The sequence below is a fragment of the Aestuariivivens insulae genome (assembly GCF_022662195.1).
In the GTDB taxonomy this organism is placed as follows: Bacteria; Bacteroidota; Bacteroidia; order Flavobacteriales; family Flavobacteriaceae; genus Aestuariivivens; species Aestuariivivens insulae.
This window is the reverse complement of record NZ_JAKMCS010000011.1, coordinates 78520-100023: the sequence shown is the minus strand read 5'-3', so window position 1 is coordinate 100023 and position 21504 is coordinate 78520. Positions and strand designations below refer to the sequence as shown.

The following is a 21504-nucleotide window of genomic DNA, read 5'->3' as shown; positions in this document are numbered from 1 at the left end:
ATGAAGATAGTACAAAAAGCACTAGCGTTTGTGGGATTATTAAGTTTATGTCTCCTATTTATTTATGCCCTTCAAGACGCTCCAACCGACGAAAATTTCGAAAAGAAATTGATAAACGATTATAATGTTTATGCATTACAAGTGCCACAATATTTGGATTTTTCAGGAGAGCCTATGCCCTTAAAAAATCCAGATATTCACGAGCGAATGGATAGGGAATTGTTGGTTAATACCTATTGGCAATCTAATGGGCTGCTTATGTTTAAGCGCGCCAAAAAATACTTTCCTACTATTGAACCTATTTTGGCAAAGTACGGTGTGCCGGACGATTTTAAATATCTTGCGGTTATAGAGAGTGGGTTAACCAATGCTGTATCGCCAGCAGGAGCAAGAGGCGTCTGGCAAATCATGAAATCTACAGGAAAGGAAAATGGCTTAGAAGTAAATACTAATGTAGATGAACGTTACCATTTAGAAAAAGCTACTGAAGTGGCCTGTAAATATCTGTTGAAGTCTAAAGAAGAACTTGGGTCTTGGACTTTAGCTGCTGCTGCATATAATGCTGGAAATACAGGGATTTCAAGACGCTTGGAAGAACAGGGCGTAACAGATTATTACGATTTACTATTGGGTGAGGAAACTGGACGTTATGTTTTTAGGATAGTAGCTTTAAAGGAAATTTTATCCCACCCTAACAAATACGGATTCAACTTTAGGGAAAAAGATTTATATAGTGATGTGCCTACTTATAAAGTAGAAGTGGATACAGCTGTTACAGATTTCACCAAATTTGCAGAGCGGTTTGGAATAAATTATAAGATATTAAAACTTCATAATCCCTGGTTGCGGGAACCACATTTAAATAACAAAAGCAGAAAATTATACCAAATTGAAATACCCAAAGAGGGCTATTATCAATAAAAGGATAATGGTTTCTAATTAAAATGGGCAAGAGTATTAGTTAGGCCTTGAAACTAGTCCAGGGTAATACCTTATAGTATTTTCATGCAAGTATGGTTAGACAACACGTACTCTGCAGAACTCATCATTTAATTGTTATACTGAAAAACAATTGTGTTATGCTGAATTAATTTGTTTAGTGTGGATAATGTATAAGAGTCTAATGTCTCTTCGAGTGGTTTTACGGAACGCAGTGGAGTAAAATTGTATCGAGAAGTACTTTTTATGGTAAGTTTATTTGTTGCTTATCGGCAGACAGGTTTTTGATACATGCCTACAGTAAACCTCGACACACTCAAACGGATAAATACCTTATCCATTATTTAAGCATAACATCAAGATGCTATTTTACTTGCCTCTTCTTTTTTGGGCTCTTAAGGAAGCACCGGCACCATAGTGTTGATTTGGACCAACAGCACGTTTCATGTTTTGCTTCATCATTTTAATTTGATCGGCAAGCATACCCTGTTTGTCCAACTTTTGAGCTTCGCTAAGTAATTTTTGTGCTTCTTGTTTTCTGCGCTTTGAAAATGCAATACCAGCAAGGTTTAATTTGGCCATAGCTAAGTCGTGGCTCATACTTAATCCTAATGAAATGGCTTTTTTAAAGTATTTTTCGGCTTCGTTCATATTACTTTGCGAAACCATGATACCATGTAAGTAATTATAGTACCCTTGTTGCTTTTTTACTAAAGCACTTTCGGGATTCTTTATCTTGTTTAACCATTTTTTTGCACCATCAAAGTCCTGCTTACGTAAACGTAAAAAAGCTAATAGGATAAATTCGTTTTTAAAATATAGGAAAACAAAGATGGACGATAATAGAATATACATGATACCATTACCTATATTGCCTTCAGAAAATTGATAAACGGCGTAAGCAAAGATTCCAATTGCTATGATGAGTTTTATAATTTTATTGTACATAGTGTGTTTTTTAATACTATTTCACGACGTTTTTTGAAAAAAAGAAACTTTAAGATTCGTTTAGATTGCAAATAAACTAAAATTAAATCAAAAATTAAGCATCTTTAATGAACAAAAGAAGGGATGAAATCAAATAAATAAAGGGTTTATCGGGTTTTGCTTAAAGAAAAAAAAATTACAAAATATTTTGTAAAAATGATTTGCAAAGTTATAAAGGCTTCGTATATTTGCCCTCAGTTTTGGAAAAGCACAAAACAACAGACAGAAATATTACAATTTTAGACTTTAAAGATACAAGATAATGAGTAAAAGAACATTTCAGCCTTCTAAAAGAAAGAGAAGAAACAAACACGGTTTTAGAGAAAGAATGGCTTCTGCTAATGGTAGAAAGGTATTGGCTCGTAGAAGAGCTAAAGGAAGAAAAAAATTATCTGTGTCATCTGAAACTAGACATAAAAAATAATGATTAACAATTGTTGATAATAAAAAGGTGTTACTTAAGCGTAACGCCTTTTTTTATATCTACCGATTACTATTTTTGTAACGAATTAATACACAATACATAACCACAAGAAAATGCCGAAAAATTCTAAACTTAAATCGATACTAATTATTGGTTCAGGACCTATTGTTATTGGGCAAGCATGCGAATTCGATTATTCTGGATCCCAAGCCTTAAGATCGTTAAGAGAAGATGGAATTGAAACGATATTGATTAATTCCAATCCAGCAACTATCATGACAGACCCATCTATGGCAGATCATGTTTATTTGTTGCCACTTAATACAAAATCGTTAATTCAGATTTTAAAGGAACACCCGCAAATAGATGCTGTATTACCAACTATGGGAGGTCAAACAGCATTGAATCTTTGTATAGAAGCCGATGAAAAAGGAATCTGGGAAGATTTTGGTGTTGAAATTATAGGTGTGGATATAGATGCCATAAATATTACCGAAGATAGGGAGCAGTTTAGGGAACTGATGCTTAAAATAGGCATTCCCATGGCACCGCAAGCAACGGCTACATCTTACTTAAAAGGGAAAGAGATAGCTCAGGAGTTTGGATTCCCATTAGTTATTAGAGCCTCTTATACTTTGGGAGGGGCAGGTGCTTCTTTTGTGCATAAAGAGGAAGAATTTGATGAATTGCTAACACGTGGGTTAGAGATTTCGCCAATCCATGAGGTTATGATAGATAAAGCCTTAATAGGTTGGAAAGAATACGAGCTTGAGCTGTTAAGGGATGCTAACGATAATGTGGTTATTATCTGTTCTATAGAAAATATGGATCCTATGGGAATCCATACAGGGGATTCCATTACCGTAGCTCCAGCGATGACCTTAAGTGATAGGACGTATCAAAGAATGCGTGATATGGCCATTCATATGATGCGTAGTATAGGTGATTTTGCAGGTGGATGTAATGTACAGTTTGCGGTATCTCCAGATGAAAAAGAAGAGATTATTGCTATAGAAATTAACCCAAGGGTATCGCGTTCTTCTGCCTTGGCTAGTAAAGCAACAGGATATCCTATTGCTAAGATTGCAGCGAAGTTGGCCATTGGTTATACTTTGGATGAATTGAGCAATCAAATAACAAAATCCACTTCGGCATTATTTGAGCCTACCCTAGATTATGTGATTGTAAAAATACCACGTTGGAATTTTGATAAGTTTGAAGGTAGCGATAGAACCTTAGGGCTTCAAATGAAATCGGTAGGTGAAGTTATGGGAATTGGGCGTTCGTTCCAAGAGGCCTTACATAAAGCTACACAATCGCTTGAAATTAAGCGTAATGGTTTAGGGGCCGATGGGAAAGAAAATACCAAATACGATCAAATTATTGAAAAACTGACCTATGCATCATGGGATAGGGTATTTATTATTTACGATGCCATTAAAATGGGTATTCCATTGAGTAGAATCCATGAGATTACCAAAATAGACATGTGGTTCTTAAGACAGTACGAAGAGCTATATTTCTTGGAAAAGGAAATTTCAACATATACCATAGATAGTATTGAGAAAGACCTTTTGTTGGAAGCCAAGCAAAAAGGCTATGGTGATAGACAGATTGCACACATGTTGGGCTGTTTGGAAAGTCAGGTTTATAATAAAAGGGAAGCATTGGGTATTAACCGTGTATACAAATTGGTAGATACCTGTGCGGCTGAGTTTAAGGCACAAACACCATATTATTATTCTACTTTTGAAAGTGATATGGAAACGGCAGATGGAAAACGTTATGCCGATAATGAAAGTGTGGTTACCGAGAAGAAAAAAATAGTGGTTTTAGGTTCTGGACCTAATAGGATAGGACAAGGAATTGAGTTTGACTACTGTTGTGTACATGGGGTATTGGCATCTGCCGAATGTGGTTATGAAACTATTATGATTAACTGTAACCCTGAAACGGTTTCAACCGATTTTGATACGGCAGATAAACTGTATTTCGAACCTGTATTCTGGGAGCATATTTACGATATTATCAAGCATGAAAAACCAGAAGGGGTTATTGTGCAATTAGGCGGACAAACCGCATTAAAACTTGCAGAAAAGCTAACCAAGTATGGTATAAAGATAATAGGGACAAGTTTTGAATCGCTTGATTTGGCTGAAGACCGCGGAAGCTTTTCAACGCTGTTAAAGGAAAATAATATTCCTTATCCTGAATTTGATACAGCAGAAACTGCCGAGGAAGCCTTACAGGTAGCCGATAAATTAGACTTCCCTATTTTGGTTAGACCTTCTTATGTGCTTGGTGGCCAGGGTATGAAGATTGTTATAAATAAGCAAGAGTTAGAAGAGCACGTTGTAGATTTATTAAGAAAGATACCAAACAATAAATTGTTGTTAGACCACTATTTAGATGGCGCTATAGAAGCAGAAGCCGATGCGATTTGCGATGGAGAAGAGGTCTATATTATTGGTATTATGGAGCATATCGAGCCATGTGGTATCCACTCTGGTGATAGTAATTCTACATTACCGCCATTTAACTTGGGTGAGTTTGTAATGCAACAAATTAAGGACCATACGAAAAAGATTGCTTTGGCATTAAATACAGTGGGGCTTATTAATATCCAGTTTGCGATAAAGGACGATACCGTTTTTATTATTGAAGCAAACCCAAGAGCATCAAGAACAGTACCTTTTATTGCGAAGGCCTATGGCGAGCCTTATGTAAATTATGCCACTAAGATCATGTTGGGAGAGAAGAAGATTAAGGATTTTAATTTTAACCCAAAACTTGATGGTTACGCTATTAAGCAACCCGTATTCTCGTTTAATAAATTTCCTAACGTAAATAAAAAGTTAGGACCGGAAATGAAGAGTACAGGAGAGAGTATCTTGTTTATAGATAGCTTAAAAGATGATCAGTTTTACGATTTGTATTCTAGACGAAAAATGTATTTGAGTAAATAATACTAAATAGAAATTAATAAACAAGCCGCTGTACTTTGAGCAATCTCAGTAACCAGCGGCTTTTTTACTTAGACCTTTGTGTTTCCTCAACTTTCTTTATAAAATATTTGGTTTCGCCCAACCAGAAAAAAGTACGGTAGCGTTCTATATAATGTAGTTTAACATATTTGCCTTGAAGGTCTTGTAAATCATTAATAACCTTTTTGTCTTTATCTTCAACCGAAAATTCAAACTGTAATTCTTCAGATACACCTTGACTGAGCTTTCCCTCCCAAGTTTTAAAAATAACGCCTTTTTTACTGAACTTTACTAAATCTCCAGATCTATCTCCTTCGCTATATACAGCAAAGTACGTGAATAGAAAATAGACAGAGACTATGGCAATTATAACTAATAAAATCTTTAGAAAAAATCTCTTCATAAAGCCTATAAGTTTATTTCAGTAAAGAACTATTTGGTTTGTAAATCAAAAATAAAGGAAACTTTTATATCTTCTGCTATTTTATTACGTACAATTTTAGGGATCTTGATGTCGAAATCTGAAGCAAGGGCTTTAAAGCTTCCAGAAAGGCTAATGCTACCATCGTCTTTAGAGATGTGAACGGTTAAGTTTTCTAATTTTTTAGTCTTTCCATGAAATGATAGTTCCCCGCTAATCGTTTTTTTTAGAACTTCCTGTTTTAGTTCTGAAAGGTTAAAGTCAGCAATTTTACCTTTAAACGTTGCTTTTGGATAAGTATCAGACTCGGCATAATTTTCATTAAAATGCTCTTCCATCAAGGCATTTTTAAAACGAAATCCTTTTATTAGAGCTAGTGCTGCAAACTCGCCGTTTTCTGTATTGATAATTGCGGTGACACTATTATTGCTAGCTTTAACCTCTTCAAAAGAAGGGACTGAAGCTTCAAAGTTAACAGTTCCGGTTTTTGTAATATACTTGGTTTGCGCTAATAGAGATGTGCTTACTAAAAAAAGGAAATATACAATTTTTTTCATTTTAATATATTTTGTTTGGTGTTGTTCAAAAATCGAACCAAATAGTTTATTTTTCTAAGAGCCCATCATCTTTCCATTGTTGGATTAAATTCTTTTCTGAGCTTGATAAAGTACCGTTTGAAGCTGGTGGCATTGGGTTAGATGAACTGTTTACCCGAGTTATAATCTTGTCTACATTTGCCTTAACCTGGGAAAAGGTAGTTAATGACATTGGAGCACCTTGTGAGGTTGGGCTGCCATGACATGAGGTACAGTTACTAGTCATGATGCTTTTTATATCGGCATCATAAGTGACTTTTCCAGAAGTATCTGGGTCTGGATCTGGATTGTTGGTATTGGGCTCAGAGGGGTCATCTCCACCACTCGAACAGTTTAGCAAAAGTGAAATGGATAAAAAGGCGTAAATAAAATGTTTTAAATTCATAGCATATGATTTTTAAGGGTTATTAATTTTCTAAAAGGCCATCGACCTCCCATTTTTCAATAATATCGATTAGGTTTTGTGGTAATTTAGGTCCTCCAAAAGGCATTTGCGCACCTGGGCCATTACCGTTAATCTTGCTTATTAGATTATTATTCTGCACGGCACTTTTAACATCGGTATAGGTTAATAATGATATAGAAGCACCATTTGCCGGTGGAGATTTATGACAGCTTATGCAGTTATTGTCTATTATGGACTTAACATGGGCGTTATACGTGACAGTTGAAGGTATGGGGTTGTTGTCAGTTAGATCATCTAAACTGGCATTGGTGCAAGAATATAATGTAATTAAAAGTAAACAGGCTGTTGTAACTATATTTTTCATCTTTTAAATATTATTGGTTTGGGGTTATTTTAAAATACACGGCTTAGGTTAAATCCAAAATAGAAATCACCATCGCCCCAATCGCCAGCACCTTGACCTAAAAAGCCATTGGTGTTCATCGATTGTGCATTGGTAAAATGCATTTGAAATACGTGGCCACCGGTTTCCAGATCGAAACCAATAGACAATGGGTTTTTATAAAGCGAATTATCGGCCCTATTAAGATGCCAACCGTAATCGACATTTACAGACCATCGTTTTCCTAATTTATAGCGTCCTCCAAAACCCAAAGCATATTGAGAGTTGTCCTGCTCGTCGTTATCAACATAATTATCGTGAAAAAAGGTGGGAGCCAATTCCAGGGATAAATTGGTGTTAACCTTTCTTGATATTAATACTTGGGCAGTATAACCCAAACGATGTTTAAACTCTAAATAGGGCAGGTTATCTTTTTCTAATCCCGTGTTAATTAAAAAAGCATTAAAGCCAACAACCGTAAAAGGAAAACCGTTTTTTTGTTGCCTTAAAATCCTATATTTTAAAGAGGTTTCGTAGATTTTTTGAAATGAACTTCTGGACACACCAATATTGAGACCATCAGAGATTCCAAAAACAAAGTTCAATCGAGTTACGGCCTCATCGAGTCCGAAAAAATTGTCGAATCCATCTTTTACACTCCCAAAACGATGGGATACTATAAGGGTAAACTCTTTTTTAGCCACTAATTTAGTAGACTCAAAATTTACAATTTTTAGACCCTTAAACACCGCATCTGTATAATTGGTCCATGTAGTATCTGTATCAATTTCATCCAATAGGTCGTTTTGCGCATTATAGATTGTGGGTAGTAGAAGAGCAACAAGAAGCAGTTTTTTCATATTTAACAAGTTTTTTAAATTTTTATAAAACGGTTTATAAATGTTTGGTTGTTATAATTTAAGGAAGCAATATACAAACCATTAGATAAAAAGGCAATATTTATGGATGAATTGACTTTTGTAATATTCTTTTTAAGAATATTCTTTCCATATATATTGTAAATGTATATTGATGCTTCGTTTATGCTTTGTGGTAATGTTATTTTTATAAAAGAGTTGCTGGGGTTAGGTAATATTTTAAAGCTGGCCATTGAAAATTCTTCGGTACTCAATTGGGAATCTGTTGACCTCTGGTAACTGAAGCCAGCACCACTACTGAAGTTAGACCAGGATAAAAACTTTATATCGATATAAATATTATCGGAAATTAGATGGACAACCATATCTTTATTTATTTGGGACATAGGAGATTGATCCATTGCTATTGCCCATGTTGTAAACGTTAAACTTCCAAGGTTATCGGTTGTCCCAAATGCCCATTCTGTATCAACAGGGGAATTGCCACTTGTACCTGAACCTGTGTAAGACACTTCTTGTTTGATGTTAAAAATGCCTTTGCTATTTCCCCGTGTAATCCAAACATTAGATGTTATCCTGTCTTGGTACTGCTCCAATGTAAAGTCGGCATGATTTGGTTTTGTGAATGTCATTGTAGGACCATTCCAAATCGTTTGGGCGTAACTGTAAGCGCTTAATAATATAATAAGTGCAAAGACCTCTTTTTTCATTGCATTAAAAATTTAAATGAGTTTGTAAGTATACTGCACTGGTCTAATTTGATTTCTTCCAATAAATCACAATAGCCTATAACGTGTCTTATTGTTGGGGCTATTTTTATGATAACATTAATGGGATTTAGTTTTTTTTATTTTAATCAACCTTAAAAGGTATGAGAGCCTTATAATTTAAAGGGGGGCATAGGTTATTGCTTTATAAATCGTTTAATGGTTTTGCCTTTATTAGTTGTAATATTTAGAAAATATAAGCCTTGCCTTAAATTGGACACATCAATTCTAGATTTGGTAACGTTATAGTTAACTATTCGCTCTCCTATTATGTTTGTGATTAATGCTGACTTAATGTTAAGCATATCTGCATTTTTAATATAAATGTATGAAGTGGTTGGGTTAGGGTATATATTAAGAGCACTTTTAGAGAATTCGTTAGCACTTAAAGTAGGATCCCAATCGTTTACGCCATTAAATGTTGTTCCATCTCCTGTATAGGAATACGGATTGGGGGCACTGGAGGAAATAAAAGTCCCAGAAGTCCATATTCCAGCTGCAACAGCTACACTTTCCCTAAAATGACCACCAGCCTTCCATTGTATATAGTCCCTCATGTTTGAAGCTGTCCCAAAAGGCCCACTTATATATAGCCCCAATTCTCCATCATTGTCAGATAGACTTATGGTACTAGTAAATGTTACTGATGCTCCTGCAGCTAAATTTAATGAACTTCCAGTCATAGTATTTAGCTGGGCATATGCAGGGTAAACACATAATTGCCAACTAGAAATGTTTACGGTAGAATTACCAAAGTTTTTAATTGTTACAGATTCAGTTGCAATATTTACTTCGGTAAATCTTATCTGTGCGTTTGAAATCATAACACACATTAGAATAAATGCTAAAAATAATTTTGCCTTCATGATGTTGATTTTAAATTAATTAGTGATACTACACTGGTCTAATTTGATTTCTTCCAATAAATCATCATAGCCTATAACACGTCCTTTAATTTTAATTGGGGCATTGGGGCTTAATTTTATATCTATATTTTGGGATAATTGACAAAACACAGTGTTGTCCAAGGTTATGGTATTATCACTTTTTGCAGTAATGGTGCCGCTGACTTCTATGGTTTTATTCAGGTATTTTTTTTCTGAAGTAGATGGGTCTATAGAAAACTCATTTGAAAGCATGATGGCGGTTGTTGTAAAAGCGGCTTGCTCTTCTTTTATGTTTCTATGGTCCTGATAAATGTAATTGTAGCCTATTATTGAAGCTATTATAACGATGATAATAATTACAATTAATTTCTTCATTTTTAATTTGGTTTAAATAACAGCTTCAGCATTTAAGCTGAAGCTGTTTCAGCTAGTGTTAAAAATTAAACTTTTTGAATATTGAATAATTAATTAACAAATGAAATTTTTCTTTTTCATATACTATTTCTACTAGCTTATTTCTTAGTTACAGTTGTTTTCATAACGAAGCCTGTCGTCGCCTCCTACGCGTAAATCCACTTTGGTTTTTGTATACTCCGATATTTCGTGTAGCACCCAATCGTTATTACAATAAGGTAACTCAGGTATGTTAATGGTAACCGTTATATTGTTTCCAGTTCCGTTTGCCGTATAGGTACCATAGGCACTTGTGCCAGACCAATATACCGAGACATTTCCGTTGTTGTAAAAGTTAAAGGTATAGCCATTGTATGCATTGTCATAATCGTTACCGTAACGTTCCAATTTGTCTACGTTCCAATTGGAGCAACTTGTAAGGCGGTCGATTAATGCTTCAATGTTACAGTCATCACAATCATCATCGTTATAATCATAATCATCATCTTCGTCGCAGTCATTCTTATGGATTTCAATTGTGGTTTCAAGTTCTTGCAAACTGTTTATGGTTATTTCGGTATTATCTGTAAGTATAACTGTTATGGGGAAATTAATGCTTACAAAATGGTCAGTATTAATAGTCTTTATAAACCCAAACAAATCAGGATCACTTGTAAAAGTTTCGGTAGAAATTAAATCGCTATTGGTGTTAAATACAGAAGCCGTTATGGGGTAACCAAAGTCAACACACTCTATATCGTCATCTGCTTCATTTTCACCATTACAGTTTTTTGAATAACTGTTTAATTGAGTTGCGCTATTAACCACAACTTCAGTAAAGTCATTAAGTACTATATTAATGGGGTATTTAATTGTTAGGTTATCAATATCATCGTCATCATCATCAAAAATATATTCTACAATTTTATAATCTTCAACCGTATTAATGGTAAGGTCTTCACCATTGGCCGTAACTTGAAAAGGATGCTTTACATAAAAACAGTTGGATTTGTCTATAATATTATCAATAGAACCATCGTTGCTTGTCGTTTTAAGCATAAGACTGGCCACTTTAGAGTTTGGTGTAAGCAAAGATTCTTCAGGGGCTTGAATAAGCTCTTCTTCTTCTGTCCTGCATGAATTTAAAGTTGCAATACACAAGGCAAGTAGTATAAAGATATATCTTAAAGCGAAAGGCATAAGTTTGACCGATTTAATTATATAACAACTCAAATTAAAAAACTCCTGAAACTTTTTTATAAATTTTATATAACTTTAGTGGCAACAATTTTATATGAGTGTTAAAGACTTAGGCAAAACCCTTTGCGACGAAAAGAATTTTGAACGTATCTATAATAAGTATGTTAATGAGTTGCATGATTTTTTATATTATAAATATGGGGCGCAAATTAATCCAAAGGATATTACACAGGAAGCGTTCATTAAACTATGGGGGTATTGTAAAAAGGTAAATGTAGGCAAAGCACGTTCATTTTTATTTACTGTTGCCAATAATATGGTGCTAAACGATATTAAGCATCAAAAGGTAGTTTTAAAGTATGGACAAAACAAAAAGCAGGAACAAACCAATGAAACCCCTCAGTTTGTTTTAGAAGAAAAGCAGTTTTTAGAACACTATAAAAGCGTATTGGAGTCCTTAAGCGAAGAGCAACGTGTGGCTTTTATGCTGAATAAGGTTGAAGGCAAGAAACACAGTGAAATAGCCGATATTTTAGGGATTTCGCAAAAAGCGGTGGAGTACAGAATTTATAGCGCTTTTAATATTTTGAGGAATGAGCTGGAAGGTTTTAAAATAAAATAATCAGGAGAAAGGCCCTTTTAGGTGTTATATAGTAAAAACAACTTAAGCATGGATAAAGATTATCTCATAGAAAAATGGTTGAAAGGAGATTTAACAGCATCTGAAAGGGAGGCTTTTGACAGATTGGATGATGCTGAGTTCAATAACTATATAGTTGATACGGCTAAGCGTTTTAAAGCAGATCAATTTTCTGAAGCAGATGACTTTACGCGCTTTAAACATCAATATAATTCAAAAAAATCGCTTGGTAAAAAATGGTTTTCAGGCTATTATCTGTTAAAAATAGCCAGTATAGTTGTAATAGCCCTGGGTGTTTATTTTACTTTTTTCTTTGATGATACAGAAAAGATTAAAACTTTGGCGAGTCAAAAAATAACTATTGAGCTTCCAGACAATTCAATAGTAGAGCTAAACGCTGGTTCTGAGATTGAATACCATGCAAAAGATTGGCAAAAAAGCAGAAATTTAAAACTTCATGGCGAGGCTTTCTTTAGGGTGGCTAAGGGTAAAACCTTTACCGTTGAAACAAAAAATGGTACCGTTGAAGTTATCGGTACTGTGTTTAATGTAAAGCAACGCGACCATTTTTTTGAGGTAAAATGTTATGAGGGCGTTGTAAAAGTAACATCAAATATTATAACAAAACAATTGCAGGCCGGCGATGTTTTTAAACTTTACGATGGTGTTTTTTCTGCTCAAAAAATCTCGGGCAATGGGCCAACCTGGTTGGATAATATGAGCACTTTTGAAGCTATACCCATAAAGGAGGTGCTAGCGGAACTCGAAAGGCAATATCAGGTTGAGGTTGTTGCAAAAAACATGGATGTAAATAGATTGTTTACAGGTGCATTTGAGCATAATAACATCAAAAAAGCCTTGATAGCCATTACACAACCAATGGGTATGACCTACGAATTGAGCGATTCAAACCTAGTTATTATTCATGGAAAAAATAATTAGGCAGTTTACATTATTATTTTTTGGAATACTTTTATTTATGGGTGTTGTGTCGGCTCAAGAGGTTGATAATAAAAAAGCACTAACAGCTGTTTTTACTTTTATTGAAAGCGAGCATGATGTGAAATTTAATTATGCTGAAGATTTGGTAAGTGGTGTAACAGTACATTTTCCCGATTCCACAAAAACACTTGACGCGATACTACAAGACTTGACAGGCCAAACAAATTTGTCGTTTAATTTAATGGGACAAAACATAGTGCTTGTAACCCCAAAAGCATCAATAACCATTTGTGGCGTTATTAGAAATAAGAATTCACAACCCATAGAGAATGCTGTTGTTTATAGTAATGGTGATGCTGTGGTTAGTGATGAAAAAGGCTTTTTTCAATTAACATTAAATCGTTCCAATAAAGACATTGTTATTAGTTGTTTGGGCTATAGAACTTTAAAGATAGATATCAATACATTCAATTTTAATGATTGTAGTGATGTTTTCTTAGATCAAGATTTTTACACTTTGTCCGAAGTTATTATCTCAAATTATTTGGTTAGTGGTATTAGCAAAATTAATGACGGTTCTTTTGAAATAAACTTTTCTAATTTTAAGATTCTTCCAGGGTTAGTCGAAACCGATGTATTGCACTCGGTTCAGGCATTGCCAGGCGTTCAAAGTGTAAACGAAACCGTTTCCAATATAAATATAAGGGGAGGCTCGCATGACCAAAATTTAATTTTGTGGGATAATATTAAAATGTATCAATCTGGTCATTTTTTTGGTTTAATATCTATGTACAATCCACAAATTACACAAAAGGTCTTTTTAAGAAAAAATGGTAGCGATGTATCTTTCACCGATGGTGTTTCTGGGACTATTGATATGCGTACGGAGAGGGAGGTAAATACTAAGTTCAAAGGAAGCATAGGGGTTGATTTCACTAATTTAAACAGTTTCCTGGACATTCCTTTGGGAAATAAGTCATCCATTCAAATAGCCGCAAGAAAATCGATAAACGATTTTTTAAAAACACCAACGTATACTGCGTTTTTCGATAGAATTTCCCAAAACACAGAGCTTAGTAACAATACATCTACAGAAATCAATACCAATAAAAAGTTTGATTTTTACGACACCTCATTTCGATGGATTTATAAAGTAAGTAATAAAGACCAATTACAACTTAATTTTATTAATGTTTATAACGAACTTTTGTTTGATGAAAACCTAATTAGTAGCGAAGGCACCGAATCTAGAGAAAGTAGCCTAACGCAAAACAGTATTGCTGAAGGGCTCAATTATGAGCGCACTTGGAATGATGTATTTAAAACTACTTTTGAGTTTTATGAAACCGATTATACTTTAAAGGCGATAAATGTTAATATTCAAGATAACCAACGTTTCTTGCAAAAAAACAGTGTTTCAGAGAGTAGTATAAAGCTAAAAACACTTTATAATATAAACCCTAGGTTACAACTGTTAAATGGGTATCATTTTGTAGAGACGGAAGTTACTAATTTAGATGATGTAGACAATCCTTTGTTTAGGAACCTCGTTTCTGAAGTTATTAGAACACATGGTGTTTTTACCGCTCTAGGTTATAAGTCCACAAACAAGAATATGGCTTTAAATGTAGGGATAAGGTTTAATTATTTTAATAAGTTTAATAAGTTGATATGGGAACCTAGGTTTAGTTTCAATAAAAAATTATTGGATGGTTTAACATTTGAAGTTTTGGGAGAGTTCAAGCATCAAAATACCTCACAGGTTATTAACTTTCAAAGCGATTTTTTAGGAGTAGAGAAGCGCCGTTGGCAATTAGCTAATAATGAGGATATTCCCATTATAAGAAGCAAACAAATTTCAACAGGTATAAATTTTAGCAAGCGGGGGTGGCTATTTAATTTAGATACGTATTTAAAGCGAGTTAAGGGCATAACATCTCAAAGTCAAGGTTTTCAAAATCAGTATGAATTTGCTAAAGCCCAAGGCAGTTATACGGTTTTTGGAGTAGATGTGCTATTGAGGAAGCATATCCATCTATTGGATGCGTGGTTGGGGTATTCGTATATGGATAATGATTATGAGTTTAAGACTTTAGAGGTCCAACCATTTACAAGTAATTACAATATAGTCCATAATGTTAGTTTTGGTGCCACATATGCTTTAAACCGTTTAAAATTAGCAGCAGGATTAAACTGGCATTCGGGCAAACCAACAACGAGACCGGTGAGAGGTGATGAAGTAGTTAATAATGAAATTAATTATGCTAATACCAATGCCGCTACTTTAAAGGATTATTTGCGGTTGGACATATCTGCCATTTATAACTTTAAATTAAGTGAAGGGACTAAAGTAAATACAGGGATTTCTGTATGGAATGTATTTGATAGGGAGAATGAGATTAACAACTTTTACCGTGTAAACGAAGGTGAGGCTGTCGAAACCAGGCAAATGTCGTTGGGTTTCACCCCTAATGCTTTTTTTAGACTTTATTTTTAATTGAAAAATTAAATTTCAATTTTAGCGTTATGATGCTTTAATAGCTCTAAGTGTTCTTCGATTTTAAATTCAGAGGATTTGAATTTTGAAGTTCTGTGTTTCGCCTGTTCTTGTCTGGCAATACTTCTTGAAAACCTACGAATGCTTTGTTCAGAATCTAATATAATGCCTGGTACCTTTACATTTTTACCTTGTTCATCTTTAGCCACCATGGTAAAATAAGAGGAGTTACAGTGTTTTTTTTCGCCCGATTGAATGTTTTCTGCCTCTACACGTACGCCAATAACCATAGAAGTGCGTCCCGTATAATTTACAGAAGCTTTAAGGGTTACAAGCTCGCCAACTTCTATAGGGTTTAAGAAATCTACTCGATTTACAGAAGCAGTTACACAGTAGTGTCTCGAATGTTTTGAAGCGCAGGCAAAGGCAATTTGGTCCATTAGGTTTAAAATGTACCCCCCATGGATTTTACCACTAAAGTTAGAGTGTGCCGGAAGCATTAGTTCTGTGATGGTTACTTGTGAGTCCGTTATGTTTTTAAACATAAGTAATTGCAATATTATAAATGATACCTGTTACTATGGCAATACTAAAACTAATAAGTGTGCCAATTAAAATATATTCTGTAAGCTGCCTGTATTTGGATTTTTTTAAATCGCCAAATCGGAAAACAGATTTAGCCGTGATGAGAAAACCAACGGCCTCCCAATGATCAAAAATGATAAATATAAACACTAAACAGCGTTCTAATATACCGATATATTTCCCTGCACCTTCAAGGGACCTGTTATTTTTAGTAAGTTCTGAAATATTCCACTTTATAAAAATGGTTTTCATAATTATAGAGGCAGGAGTTGTTAAAAATAGAAAGCAGAGTAGTAGTAATAAACCGTTTTCTATTAAATCTTTTTCAAATTGTAAGGGGTCTTGGGTGAAGAAAAAATAACAAAGAACAATAATTAATATATGCGAAAGCTGGTCTATAAAAAAGAGTTGACGTTTTGTTTTTTTCTTTTGTACCAAAAGCTTTGTTGCATCAATTATTAAATGGGACAAACCTATAATTATAGCAATAGGAATTAATGAGATGTCCCAAAGTATAATGGCCGTTAAGGCCATATGGATTAATACATGTAGGTATAATTTAGGTGATTTTAGTTTTTTCTTCTCTTTATTTGTAACCCAGCTTTTAGGCTGTAAAAAGAAGTCTCCAATAAAATGTACTATTAAAAGTTTAATTAAAATCATGATAAGGTGGCTATTTTGTGTCTATACATAAGGTCTAATTCCAAGATTTCATTGAGATACGCTCTTTTTTGTCTCTTACTTACCGCATCTTGGCTAATGCCAACTATTTTCCCTAATTCACTTTGCAGAATGTTGGGGTTTTCAAGACTAAGTTTTACAATTTCTGCAGAGTTTGGGGTCCAATTATCCATGGCAATAAGAGCTAGCTTGAAATAGAGATTGAGTTCTTTGTTAAGTTCAAAATCTTTAGTTTTAATTCTTAGGTTTTGTTTTTCTTTTTTTAAAGCTTCTAAAGCTTCCCCAGAAAAAACAAAGGCTTCTCCATTAGATTCAGTTACTCGATTACCTTGGTAGGTTTTATCGCCAATACCTATGGCTAATCGAACATCTAATCCAGAAATAGATTTTATACAAGATTTTATGTATGCGGCATATTTAAAGCTTGATAAACAATCTTTTATTTCTATTTGAAAACTATCTCCTCTGTATATTTCCCATGACTTTGAATCAGGGTTTAATATTAGCAATGCATTTTTTAATGCGTTAAGCCAAGCTTCAGGATTTTCTTGAGCTCTTGAGTTTATTATATCACCTGTAATAACACTCGTCATGATAGTTCGGTTTAAATGCCATAATAATGGAATATTGTTAATTATTCTGTTTTTATGGCATAATATAAATTATTCCTTTATTACGGAATAATCAAATATATCACGTTTTTAGGTGATAAACAAATGTTTACCTAATAAAGTGGAATACTGCTAGGTTTTGATAACGATTTAGGTAGTATTAACTAGTTTATTCTTCTTCCTGAGCACGTTTTATAATAGCTTCAGGTAGTGTCTTTTTTGCTTTGGCTCCCATTTTTTTAAGCTTTTCAACACTGGTGATTAAATTCCCACGCCCTTCTACAAGCTTATTCATAGCAGCAGAATAATTGGTTTTAGCCCTATCTATGTCCTTACCAACACCTGTTAAGTCTTTTACCAAACCTTCAAACTTATCATATAGCGCACCAGCTTGCCTGGCTATTTCAATAGCATTTTGCTGTTGTTTTTCATTGTTCCACATGCTGTCAATGGTGCGCAGTGTTGCCAGTAGGGTAGATGGTGTTACAATAACAATATTTTTTTCGAAAGCTTTATTGTAAATACTGTTGTCTTCATGTACCACAACAGCAAAAGCGGGTTCTATAGGAATGAACATCAATACAAAATCGGGCGATTCTATATCGTAGATATCCTGATAGTTTTTAGCAGACAACTGGTCGACGTGCTTTCTAATAGAATTGACGTGAGCCTTAAGAAAAGGACTTTTTTCGTCTTCGTCGGCATTGGCGTAGCGCTCATAATCGGTAAGCGATACTTTAGAGTCAATGATCATTTTTTTATTATCGGGAAGATGCAATACCACATCGGGCATAACCCTGGAACCATCTTCTCTGGTAAAGCTTTGCTGTACAAAATACTCGCGGTCTTTTTCCAAGCCCGATTTTTCCAGTACGCGCTCCAAAACCAATTCGCCCCAATTTCCTTGCATTTTGCTGTCGCCTTTTAAAGCACGGGTAAGGTTGGTGGCCTCTTTCGTCATTTGCTGGTTCAAATCTTTTAGACCTAATAATTGCTCTTTTAAAGCAGAATGCATGCTAATGCTTTCTTTTTGAGAGGCTTCCACCTTTTTTTCAAACCCTTGAATTTTTTCTTGAAGTGGACTTAAAATATTCTTAATATTCTCTTTGTTCTGTTCTGTGAACTTATTGGATTTTTCCTCAAGGATTTTATTGGCAAGCAATTCAAAGTCTTTACGTAATTGTTCCTGGCGTTCTTCCAGTTCTTTGTCCTTTTTTGAGGCAAGTTGTTGTAAATTTTCGTATTCAGAATTTCTTCTGGCTAATTCTGTATTTAAAAACTCTTTTTCACGTCTTATTTCTTCGCGTTCGTTTTCGGCTTTATCCAATTGTTGCTTTAAATCTTCAATAGTGACTTGCATTTGGTTTTGGCGTTCTCCCAAAGTGCTTTTTTCACTATTACCCTTAAGTTTTGTAAAGAGGTTTCCTATGTAGCCGCCAATTGCAGCAGAAATAAGTATGGCAAGGATAAGAATAAGACTGTCGTTCATGGTGCTTTTTAGAATTAAGGTAAACTACCTCGGGGCAGGCCCACGAAGTATTTATTAGGAAAAATATTTTGATTTCGAGGTAAGCCTCGGAATATTTAAATCTCGATTATTGAGTAAAAGTAATAAATTCTATGGTTTACAATTTATCTTTTAAGTACCTTTCTTTTCACTTCTACTATTTTTATATAATTTTGGTTGGGAGTGATTGGTTAAGATGTTTTAGGGAAGGTTAATTAGATTTTCTAAAGTAAAAAATTCATTTAAAAAAGTGATTAATGGTAATAGATAAGTTTCTCAAGCTAACAAAAAAATATCTGTTGCTATTGTTGTTTTTTGCACTTTTCATTACAAAACAAAGTCATGCCCAAAATGATCTAATGCTTAACGATTATGTTTTTGCTAGCCAATCTTCAGCCGATTCCATTGCTTATAAGCTTCAGCAGGGAGCCCGTGCTTTTCTTTTAGAGGTAGAAAGAACCAATACAAGTTATGCTGTAAAAAGTGGTACAACGAAGAAACCATTGGAAACTGTGCTTTCCGATATAGAAGAGTTTTTGGCAAAAGAAGACAGTACCTTAATCGCTTTAGTTTTTAAAGGAACAATCGATCAAGAAGCGTTTCTCAATTATCTGAAAACGCATTTATCTGAAAACTTTTTCTTAATCGAAGGCGACCATTGGCCCAAGATAGAATCACTTAAAGCGCGGGATGTAGAATTAATCGTTGGTTTTGAACAAGACTTGGCTGAAACTTCCATTGAACGTGTTCGAAATGAAAATAAATATTTAGACAGGTTTTCCAGAGATCCCATAGATAAGCTTGTACTTTTTAGGACACCAGTGGCTACAGACACTACTTTATTTAACCATGTTTTTGAGTTCTGGAAAACAACGGGAACCGCTCCACATTTTATAGAAGCCCCTAATATGGATGTTGCACATGTAAAATACGTAGTAGATTCCTTAAATCGTACTAGGCGGTTTAGGGGTGTTGTGGAATATAAGGGAGCTCTGTTAAACGAGGTGTCATGGCGAAAATCGCCCAAAATAATGACGCCGGCGAAATTCTCTTTTCCTTTAATCCAAAAGGAGCAAGTATTGTCTCCTTATAAGAATGGTTACCGTATAACTCCGGCAGAAGTCATTCACCATGCTTCCCAAACCGATGCCCCGCGTTTATTTACAGCGTATGACGTAGCGTTAGAAGATGCCCTGGAATACGATTTTTCTTTTGATAAAAGTGTTGTAAACCATGCAGAGCAAGACTGGGATAGGATTATAACAAAGGATATTTCTTTTATTACAGATCCAGAGCGAGGGCCTGTTTTGTATTTGAATACCCTAGATGCTTTTATTGATTACTCCAAACCGAATACGCTCGATTTTGAAACGCCAATAAGTGTTTCGGCTTGGTTAAAACCGGAAAAGGAACAGGATTTTATGGGAATTGTAGGGGTTGGTTTGGCGTTTTCGGTTAAACTAAATAAAAGTATGCCCGATTTTACTACGGCTACCATAAAGGATCATATGGTAGAGCAACCTCTTAAGTTAGGAATTTGGCAGCATTTGGTGGTGGTATATAATCCTAGAACAACGGTCGATTTTTACCTTAATGGAGAAAAGATAGGGAATATAGATACTTCCGAAATCATTCCGTCCAATCAATCTTTGGTGATAGGAAACAATATTTGGGGAGAACAATTTTATGGGTCGATCGATAATCTGAAGATTTGGGACAGAGGGCTTTCGCAAAAAGAAGTTACTATGTTGTTTGAAGGTGATAATGAGGCTTCAGGAAGTAGTATAAATTATATGTTTTTAATAATAGGAGTTATAATATTTGTTTTTATTATGATAATCGCGATTGTAATTTATAAAAGAAAAGGGATTAAAAACACAATGTTAAAAGTCGCTAAGCCTTATATTAAGCATGAACCTAGGACTGAAGCTAAAAAAGACAGATTAAGTCTTTTTGGTAGTTTTCAGCTAAAACTAATTGAAGGGCAGGAACCATCATTTTCGCCACTGCATAAGCAACTGGTGTCATTTTTAGTTTTATCGGCACTCGATGAAAAAGATGGTGTTACTACCAATAAACTAACAGAGACATTTTGGCCGGGCGTATCTAAAGTCAAGGCCAAAGAGAACAGGAATGGTAATATTCGAAAATTACGTATGGTATTGTCCCAAATAGACGGGTTACAGGTGGTTTTTGAAGATAAGCGATGGCGTATGGTTAATGCTGAAAGTTTAGAAGTAGATGTATTCGAATACATTCGTTTGAAGGAGCAGATAGAAAGGGACATGGAAGCTAGTGGAACTATAGCTTTGGATGCTTTGGAGACTTTTCTTGAGCTGCTAAAAAAAGGTAATGTTCTACAAAGTACCCAAACCGAATGGGCCGATTATTTTAAGGCTAAATTGTCCAATGAAATAGAATATCTGCTATCAAAAATATACCATACCCACCATACTAATTTACCTGAGCCATTATGCGTTAAAATGGCAAAAACCATTCTCTTATTCGATAGTCTTAACGAAAACGCACTACAAATTTTAATTATTGAACTGGTTGCTTTGGGGAAACACGGGCTTGCACAAAATGCCTATGTTACATTTTCAAAAAATTATGAAGCCCTTTATGCTGAGCCCTATCATGTTAATTATCAGGACTTGCTAAAGAAGTAATGCCAGAAAGAAAATATTTTTTTTGCAAAAAAATAAAGCGTTCACCCATTTGTTCACCTTTTTATACGACTTCAGAATGTATATTTAGACCACAAAATCTAAACACGA

The 21504-nt window shown here is 34.6% G+C and carries 21 protein-coding genes; 7 read left to right on the top strand and 14 right to left on the bottom strand.

Translation table 11 applies throughout. The features are described 5' to 3' along the window. On the top strand, positions 1-921 hold the full coding sequence (locus tag MR062_RS13545; RefSeq protein WP_242205192.1) for a lytic transglycosylase domain-containing protein: 921 nt from the start codon (positions 1-3) through the stop codon (positions 919-921). A 387-nt stretch (positions 922-1308) separates the two neighbouring features. Here MR062_RS13545 and MR062_RS13540 read toward each other — a convergent pair whose 3' ends face one another. Next, positions 1309-1887 (bottom strand): DUF2892 domain-containing protein, encoded by a 579-nt coding sequence (locus tag MR062_RS13540; protein ID WP_242205175.1) that lies wholly within the window; start codon positions 1885-1887, stop codon positions 1309-1311. Between the two features lie 301 nt (positions 1888-2188). Here MR062_RS13540 and rpmH point away from each other — a divergent pair, with 301 nt between their 5' ends. Both rpmH and carB read left to right on the top strand, forming a co-directional pair. Next, on the top strand, positions 2189-2350 hold the full coding sequence (gene rpmH, locus MR062_RS13535; protein WP_027878648.1) for a 50S ribosomal protein L34: 162 nt from the start codon (positions 2189-2191) through the stop codon (positions 2348-2350). A 113-nt stretch (positions 2351-2463) separates the two neighbouring features. Continuing rightward, positions 2464-5316 (top strand): carbamoyl-phosphate synthase large subunit, encoded by a 2853-nt coding sequence (carB, locus tag MR062_RS13530; protein ID WP_242205173.1) that lies wholly within the window; start codon positions 2464-2466, stop codon positions 5314-5316. A gap of 64 nt (positions 5317-5380) precedes the next feature. Here the strand turns inward: carB and MR062_RS13525 are convergent, their stop codons facing one another. The 9 genes from MR062_RS13525 to MR062_RS13485 form a co-directional block, all read right to left on the bottom strand. After that, positions 5381-5737: a 6-phosphogluconate dehydrogenase gene (locus MR062_RS13525; RefSeq protein WP_242205172.1), complete on the bottom strand. Its 357-nt coding sequence runs from the start codon at positions 5735-5737 to the stop codon at positions 5381-5383. Between the two features lie 29 nt (positions 5738-5766). Next, positions 5767-6312, bottom strand: coding sequence for a YceI family protein (locus tag MR062_RS13520; protein ID WP_242205170.1), 546 nt, complete (start codon positions 6310-6312; stop codon positions 5767-5769). Between the two features lie 46 nt (positions 6313-6358). Then, positions 6359-6736 (bottom strand): c-type cytochrome, encoded by a 378-nt coding sequence (locus MR062_RS13515; RefSeq protein ID WP_242205168.1) that lies wholly within the window; start codon positions 6734-6736, stop codon positions 6359-6361. Between the two features lie 22 nt (positions 6737-6758). Further along, positions 6759-7121: a hypothetical protein gene (locus MR062_RS13510; protein WP_242205165.1), complete on the bottom strand. Its 363-nt coding sequence runs from the start codon at positions 7119-7121 to the stop codon at positions 6759-6761. A 29-nt stretch (positions 7122-7150) separates the two neighbouring features. Beyond that, positions 7151-7999 (bottom strand): DUF5777 family beta-barrel protein, encoded by an 849-nt coding sequence (locus MR062_RS13505; protein ID WP_242205163.1) that lies wholly within the window; start codon positions 7997-7999, stop codon positions 7151-7153. Between the two features lie 14 nt (positions 8000-8013). Beyond that, positions 8014-8727 (bottom strand): T9SS type A sorting domain-containing protein, encoded by a 714-nt coding sequence (locus MR062_RS13500; protein ID WP_242205161.1) that lies wholly within the window; start codon positions 8725-8727, stop codon positions 8014-8016. Positions 8728-8921: 194 nt separating this feature from the next. After that, on the bottom strand, positions 8922-9650 hold the full coding sequence (locus tag MR062_RS13495) for a T9SS type A sorting domain-containing protein (RefSeq protein ID WP_242205159.1): 729 nt from the start codon (positions 9648-9650) through the stop codon (positions 8922-8924). Between the two features lie 15 nt (positions 9651-9665). Continuing rightward, a complete protein-coding gene (locus tag MR062_RS13490) occupies positions 9666-10046 on the bottom strand; it encodes an OB-fold putative lipoprotein (RefSeq protein WP_242205156.1) in 381 nt (126 codons plus the stop codon). A gap of 144 nt (positions 10047-10190) precedes the next feature. Continuing rightward, a complete protein-coding gene (locus MR062_RS13485) occupies positions 10191-11264 on the bottom strand; it encodes a hypothetical protein (RefSeq protein ID WP_242205154.1) in 1074 nt (357 codons plus the stop codon). Between the two features lie 94 nt (positions 11265-11358). Here MR062_RS13485 and MR062_RS13480 point away from each other — a divergent pair, with 94 nt between their 5' ends. Genes MR062_RS13480 through MR062_RS13470 form a run of 3 tightly spaced genes read left to right on the top strand, consistent with a single transcriptional unit; the run spans position 11359 to position 15343 of the window. Continuing rightward, positions 11359-11886 carry an RNA polymerase sigma factor gene (locus MR062_RS13480; protein WP_242205152.1) on the top strand — a complete coding sequence of 176 codons (528 nt, stop codon included), beginning with the start codon at positions 11359-11361 and terminating at the stop codon, positions 11884-11886. A 48-nt stretch (positions 11887-11934) separates the two neighbouring features. Beyond that, positions 11935-12846 carry a FecR family protein gene (locus tag MR062_RS13475; RefSeq protein WP_242205150.1) on the top strand — a complete coding sequence of 304 codons (912 nt, stop codon included), beginning with the start codon at positions 11935-11937 and terminating at the stop codon, positions 12844-12846. Continuing rightward, the gene (locus MR062_RS13470; RefSeq protein WP_242205148.1) at positions 12830-15343 is read left to right on the top strand and encodes a TonB-dependent receptor; all 2514 of its coding nucleotides are present in this window, start codon (positions 12830-12832) and stop codon (positions 15341-15343) included. Before MR062_RS13475 ends, MR062_RS13470 begins: the two co-directional genes overlap by 17 nt. 8 nt (positions 15344-15351) lie before the next feature. Here the strand turns inward: MR062_RS13470 and MR062_RS13465 are convergent, their stop codons facing one another. The 4 genes from MR062_RS13465 to MR062_RS13450 all read right to left on the bottom strand — a co-directional run bounded on the left by MR062_RS13465 (position 15352) and on the right by MR062_RS13450 (position 18709). Further along, complete coding sequence (locus MR062_RS13465) at positions 15352-15888, bottom strand: acyl-CoA thioesterase (protein ID WP_242205146.1); 537 nt, start codon at positions 15886-15888, stop codon at positions 15352-15354. Further along, positions 15881-16591, bottom strand: coding sequence for a DUF3307 domain-containing protein (locus MR062_RS13460; protein WP_242205144.1), 711 nt, complete (start codon positions 16589-16591; stop codon positions 15881-15883). Before MR062_RS13460 ends, MR062_RS13465 begins: the two co-directional genes overlap by 8 nt. After that, positions 16588-17202: a SatD family protein gene (locus tag MR062_RS13455; RefSeq protein ID WP_242205141.1), complete on the bottom strand. Its 615-nt coding sequence runs from the start codon at positions 17200-17202 to the stop codon at positions 16588-16590. The genes MR062_RS13460 and MR062_RS13455 overlap by 4 nt, the downstream gene beginning before the upstream one ends. A gap of 187 nt (positions 17203-17389) precedes the next feature. Further along, a complete protein-coding gene (locus MR062_RS13450; protein ID WP_242205139.1) occupies positions 17390-18709 on the bottom strand; it encodes a DNA recombination protein RmuC in 1320 nt (439 codons plus the stop codon). A 275-nt stretch (positions 18710-18984) separates the two neighbouring features. On the opposite strand from MR062_RS13450, the gene MR062_RS13445 reads away from it, so the two are divergent. After that, positions 18985-21396, top strand: coding sequence for a LamG-like jellyroll fold domain-containing protein (locus MR062_RS13445; RefSeq protein ID WP_242205137.1), 2412 nt, complete (start codon positions 18985-18987; stop codon positions 21394-21396). Positions 21397-21504: the final 108 nt, after the last annotated feature.

Coding starts and splice junctions, on each gene's coding strand:
- MR062_RS13545 (WP_242205192.1), top strand. CDS start 1: ATGAAGATAGTACAAAAAGCACTAGCGTTTGTGGGATTATTAAGTTTA.
- MR062_RS13540 (WP_242205175.1), bottom strand. CDS start 1,887: ATGTACAATAAAATTATAAAACTCATCATAGCAATTGGAATCTTTGCT.
- rpmH (WP_027878648.1), top strand. CDS start 2,189: ATGAGTAAAAGAACATTTCAGCCTTCTAAAAGAAAGAGAAGAAACAAA.
- carB (WP_242205173.1), top strand. CDS start 2,464: ATGCCGAAAAATTCTAAACTTAAATCGATACTAATTATTGGTTCAGGA.
- MR062_RS13525 (WP_242205172.1), bottom strand. CDS start 5,737: ATGAAGAGATTTTTTCTAAAGATTTTATTAGTTATAATTGCCATAGTC.
- MR062_RS13520 (WP_242205170.1), bottom strand. CDS start 6,312: ATGAAAAAAATTGTATATTTCCTTTTTTTAGTAAGCACATCTCTATTA.
- MR062_RS13515 (WP_242205168.1), bottom strand. CDS start 6,736: ATGAATTTAAAACATTTTATTTACGCCTTTTTATCCATTTCACTTTTG.
- MR062_RS13510 (WP_242205165.1), bottom strand. CDS start 7,121: ATGAAAAATATAGTTACAACAGCCTGTTTACTTTTAATTACATTATAT.
- MR062_RS13505 (WP_242205163.1), bottom strand. CDS start 7,999: ATGAAAAAACTGCTTCTTGTTGCTCTTCTACTACCCACAATCTATAAT.
- MR062_RS13500 (WP_242205161.1), bottom strand. CDS start 8,727: ATGAAAAAAGAGGTCTTTGCACTTATTATATTATTAAGCGCTTACAGT.
- MR062_RS13495 (WP_242205159.1), bottom strand. CDS start 9,650: ATGAAGGCAAAATTATTTTTAGCATTTATTCTAATGTGTGTTATGATT.
- MR062_RS13490 (WP_242205156.1), bottom strand. CDS start 10,046: ATGAAGAAATTAATTGTAATTATTATCATCGTTATAATAGCTTCAATA.
- MR062_RS13485 (WP_242205154.1), bottom strand. CDS start 11,264: ATGCCTTTCGCTTTAAGATATATCTTTATACTACTTGCCTTGTGTATT.
- MR062_RS13480 (WP_242205152.1), top strand. CDS start 11,359: ATGAGTGTTAAAGACTTAGGCAAAACCCTTTGCGACGAAAAGAATTTT.
- MR062_RS13475 (WP_242205150.1), top strand. CDS start 11,935: ATGGATAAAGATTATCTCATAGAAAAATGGTTGAAAGGAGATTTAACA.
- MR062_RS13470 (WP_242205148.1), top strand. CDS start 12,830: ATGGAAAAAATAATTAGGCAGTTTACATTATTATTTTTTGGAATACTT.
- MR062_RS13465 (WP_242205146.1), bottom strand. CDS start 15,888: ATGTTTAAAAACATAACGGACTCACAAGTAACCATCACAGAACTAATG.
- MR062_RS13460 (WP_242205144.1), bottom strand. CDS start 16,591: ATGATTTTAATTAAACTTTTAATAGTACATTTTATTGGAGACTTCTTT.
- MR062_RS13455 (WP_242205141.1), bottom strand. CDS start 17,202: ATGACGAGTGTTATTACAGGTGATATAATAAACTCAAGAGCTCAAGAA.
- MR062_RS13450 (WP_242205139.1), bottom strand. CDS start 18,709: ATGAACGACAGTCTTATTCTTATCCTTGCCATACTTATTTCTGCTGCA.
- MR062_RS13445 (WP_242205137.1), top strand. CDS start 18,985: ATGGTAATAGATAAGTTTCTCAAGCTAACAAAAAAATATCTGTTGCTA.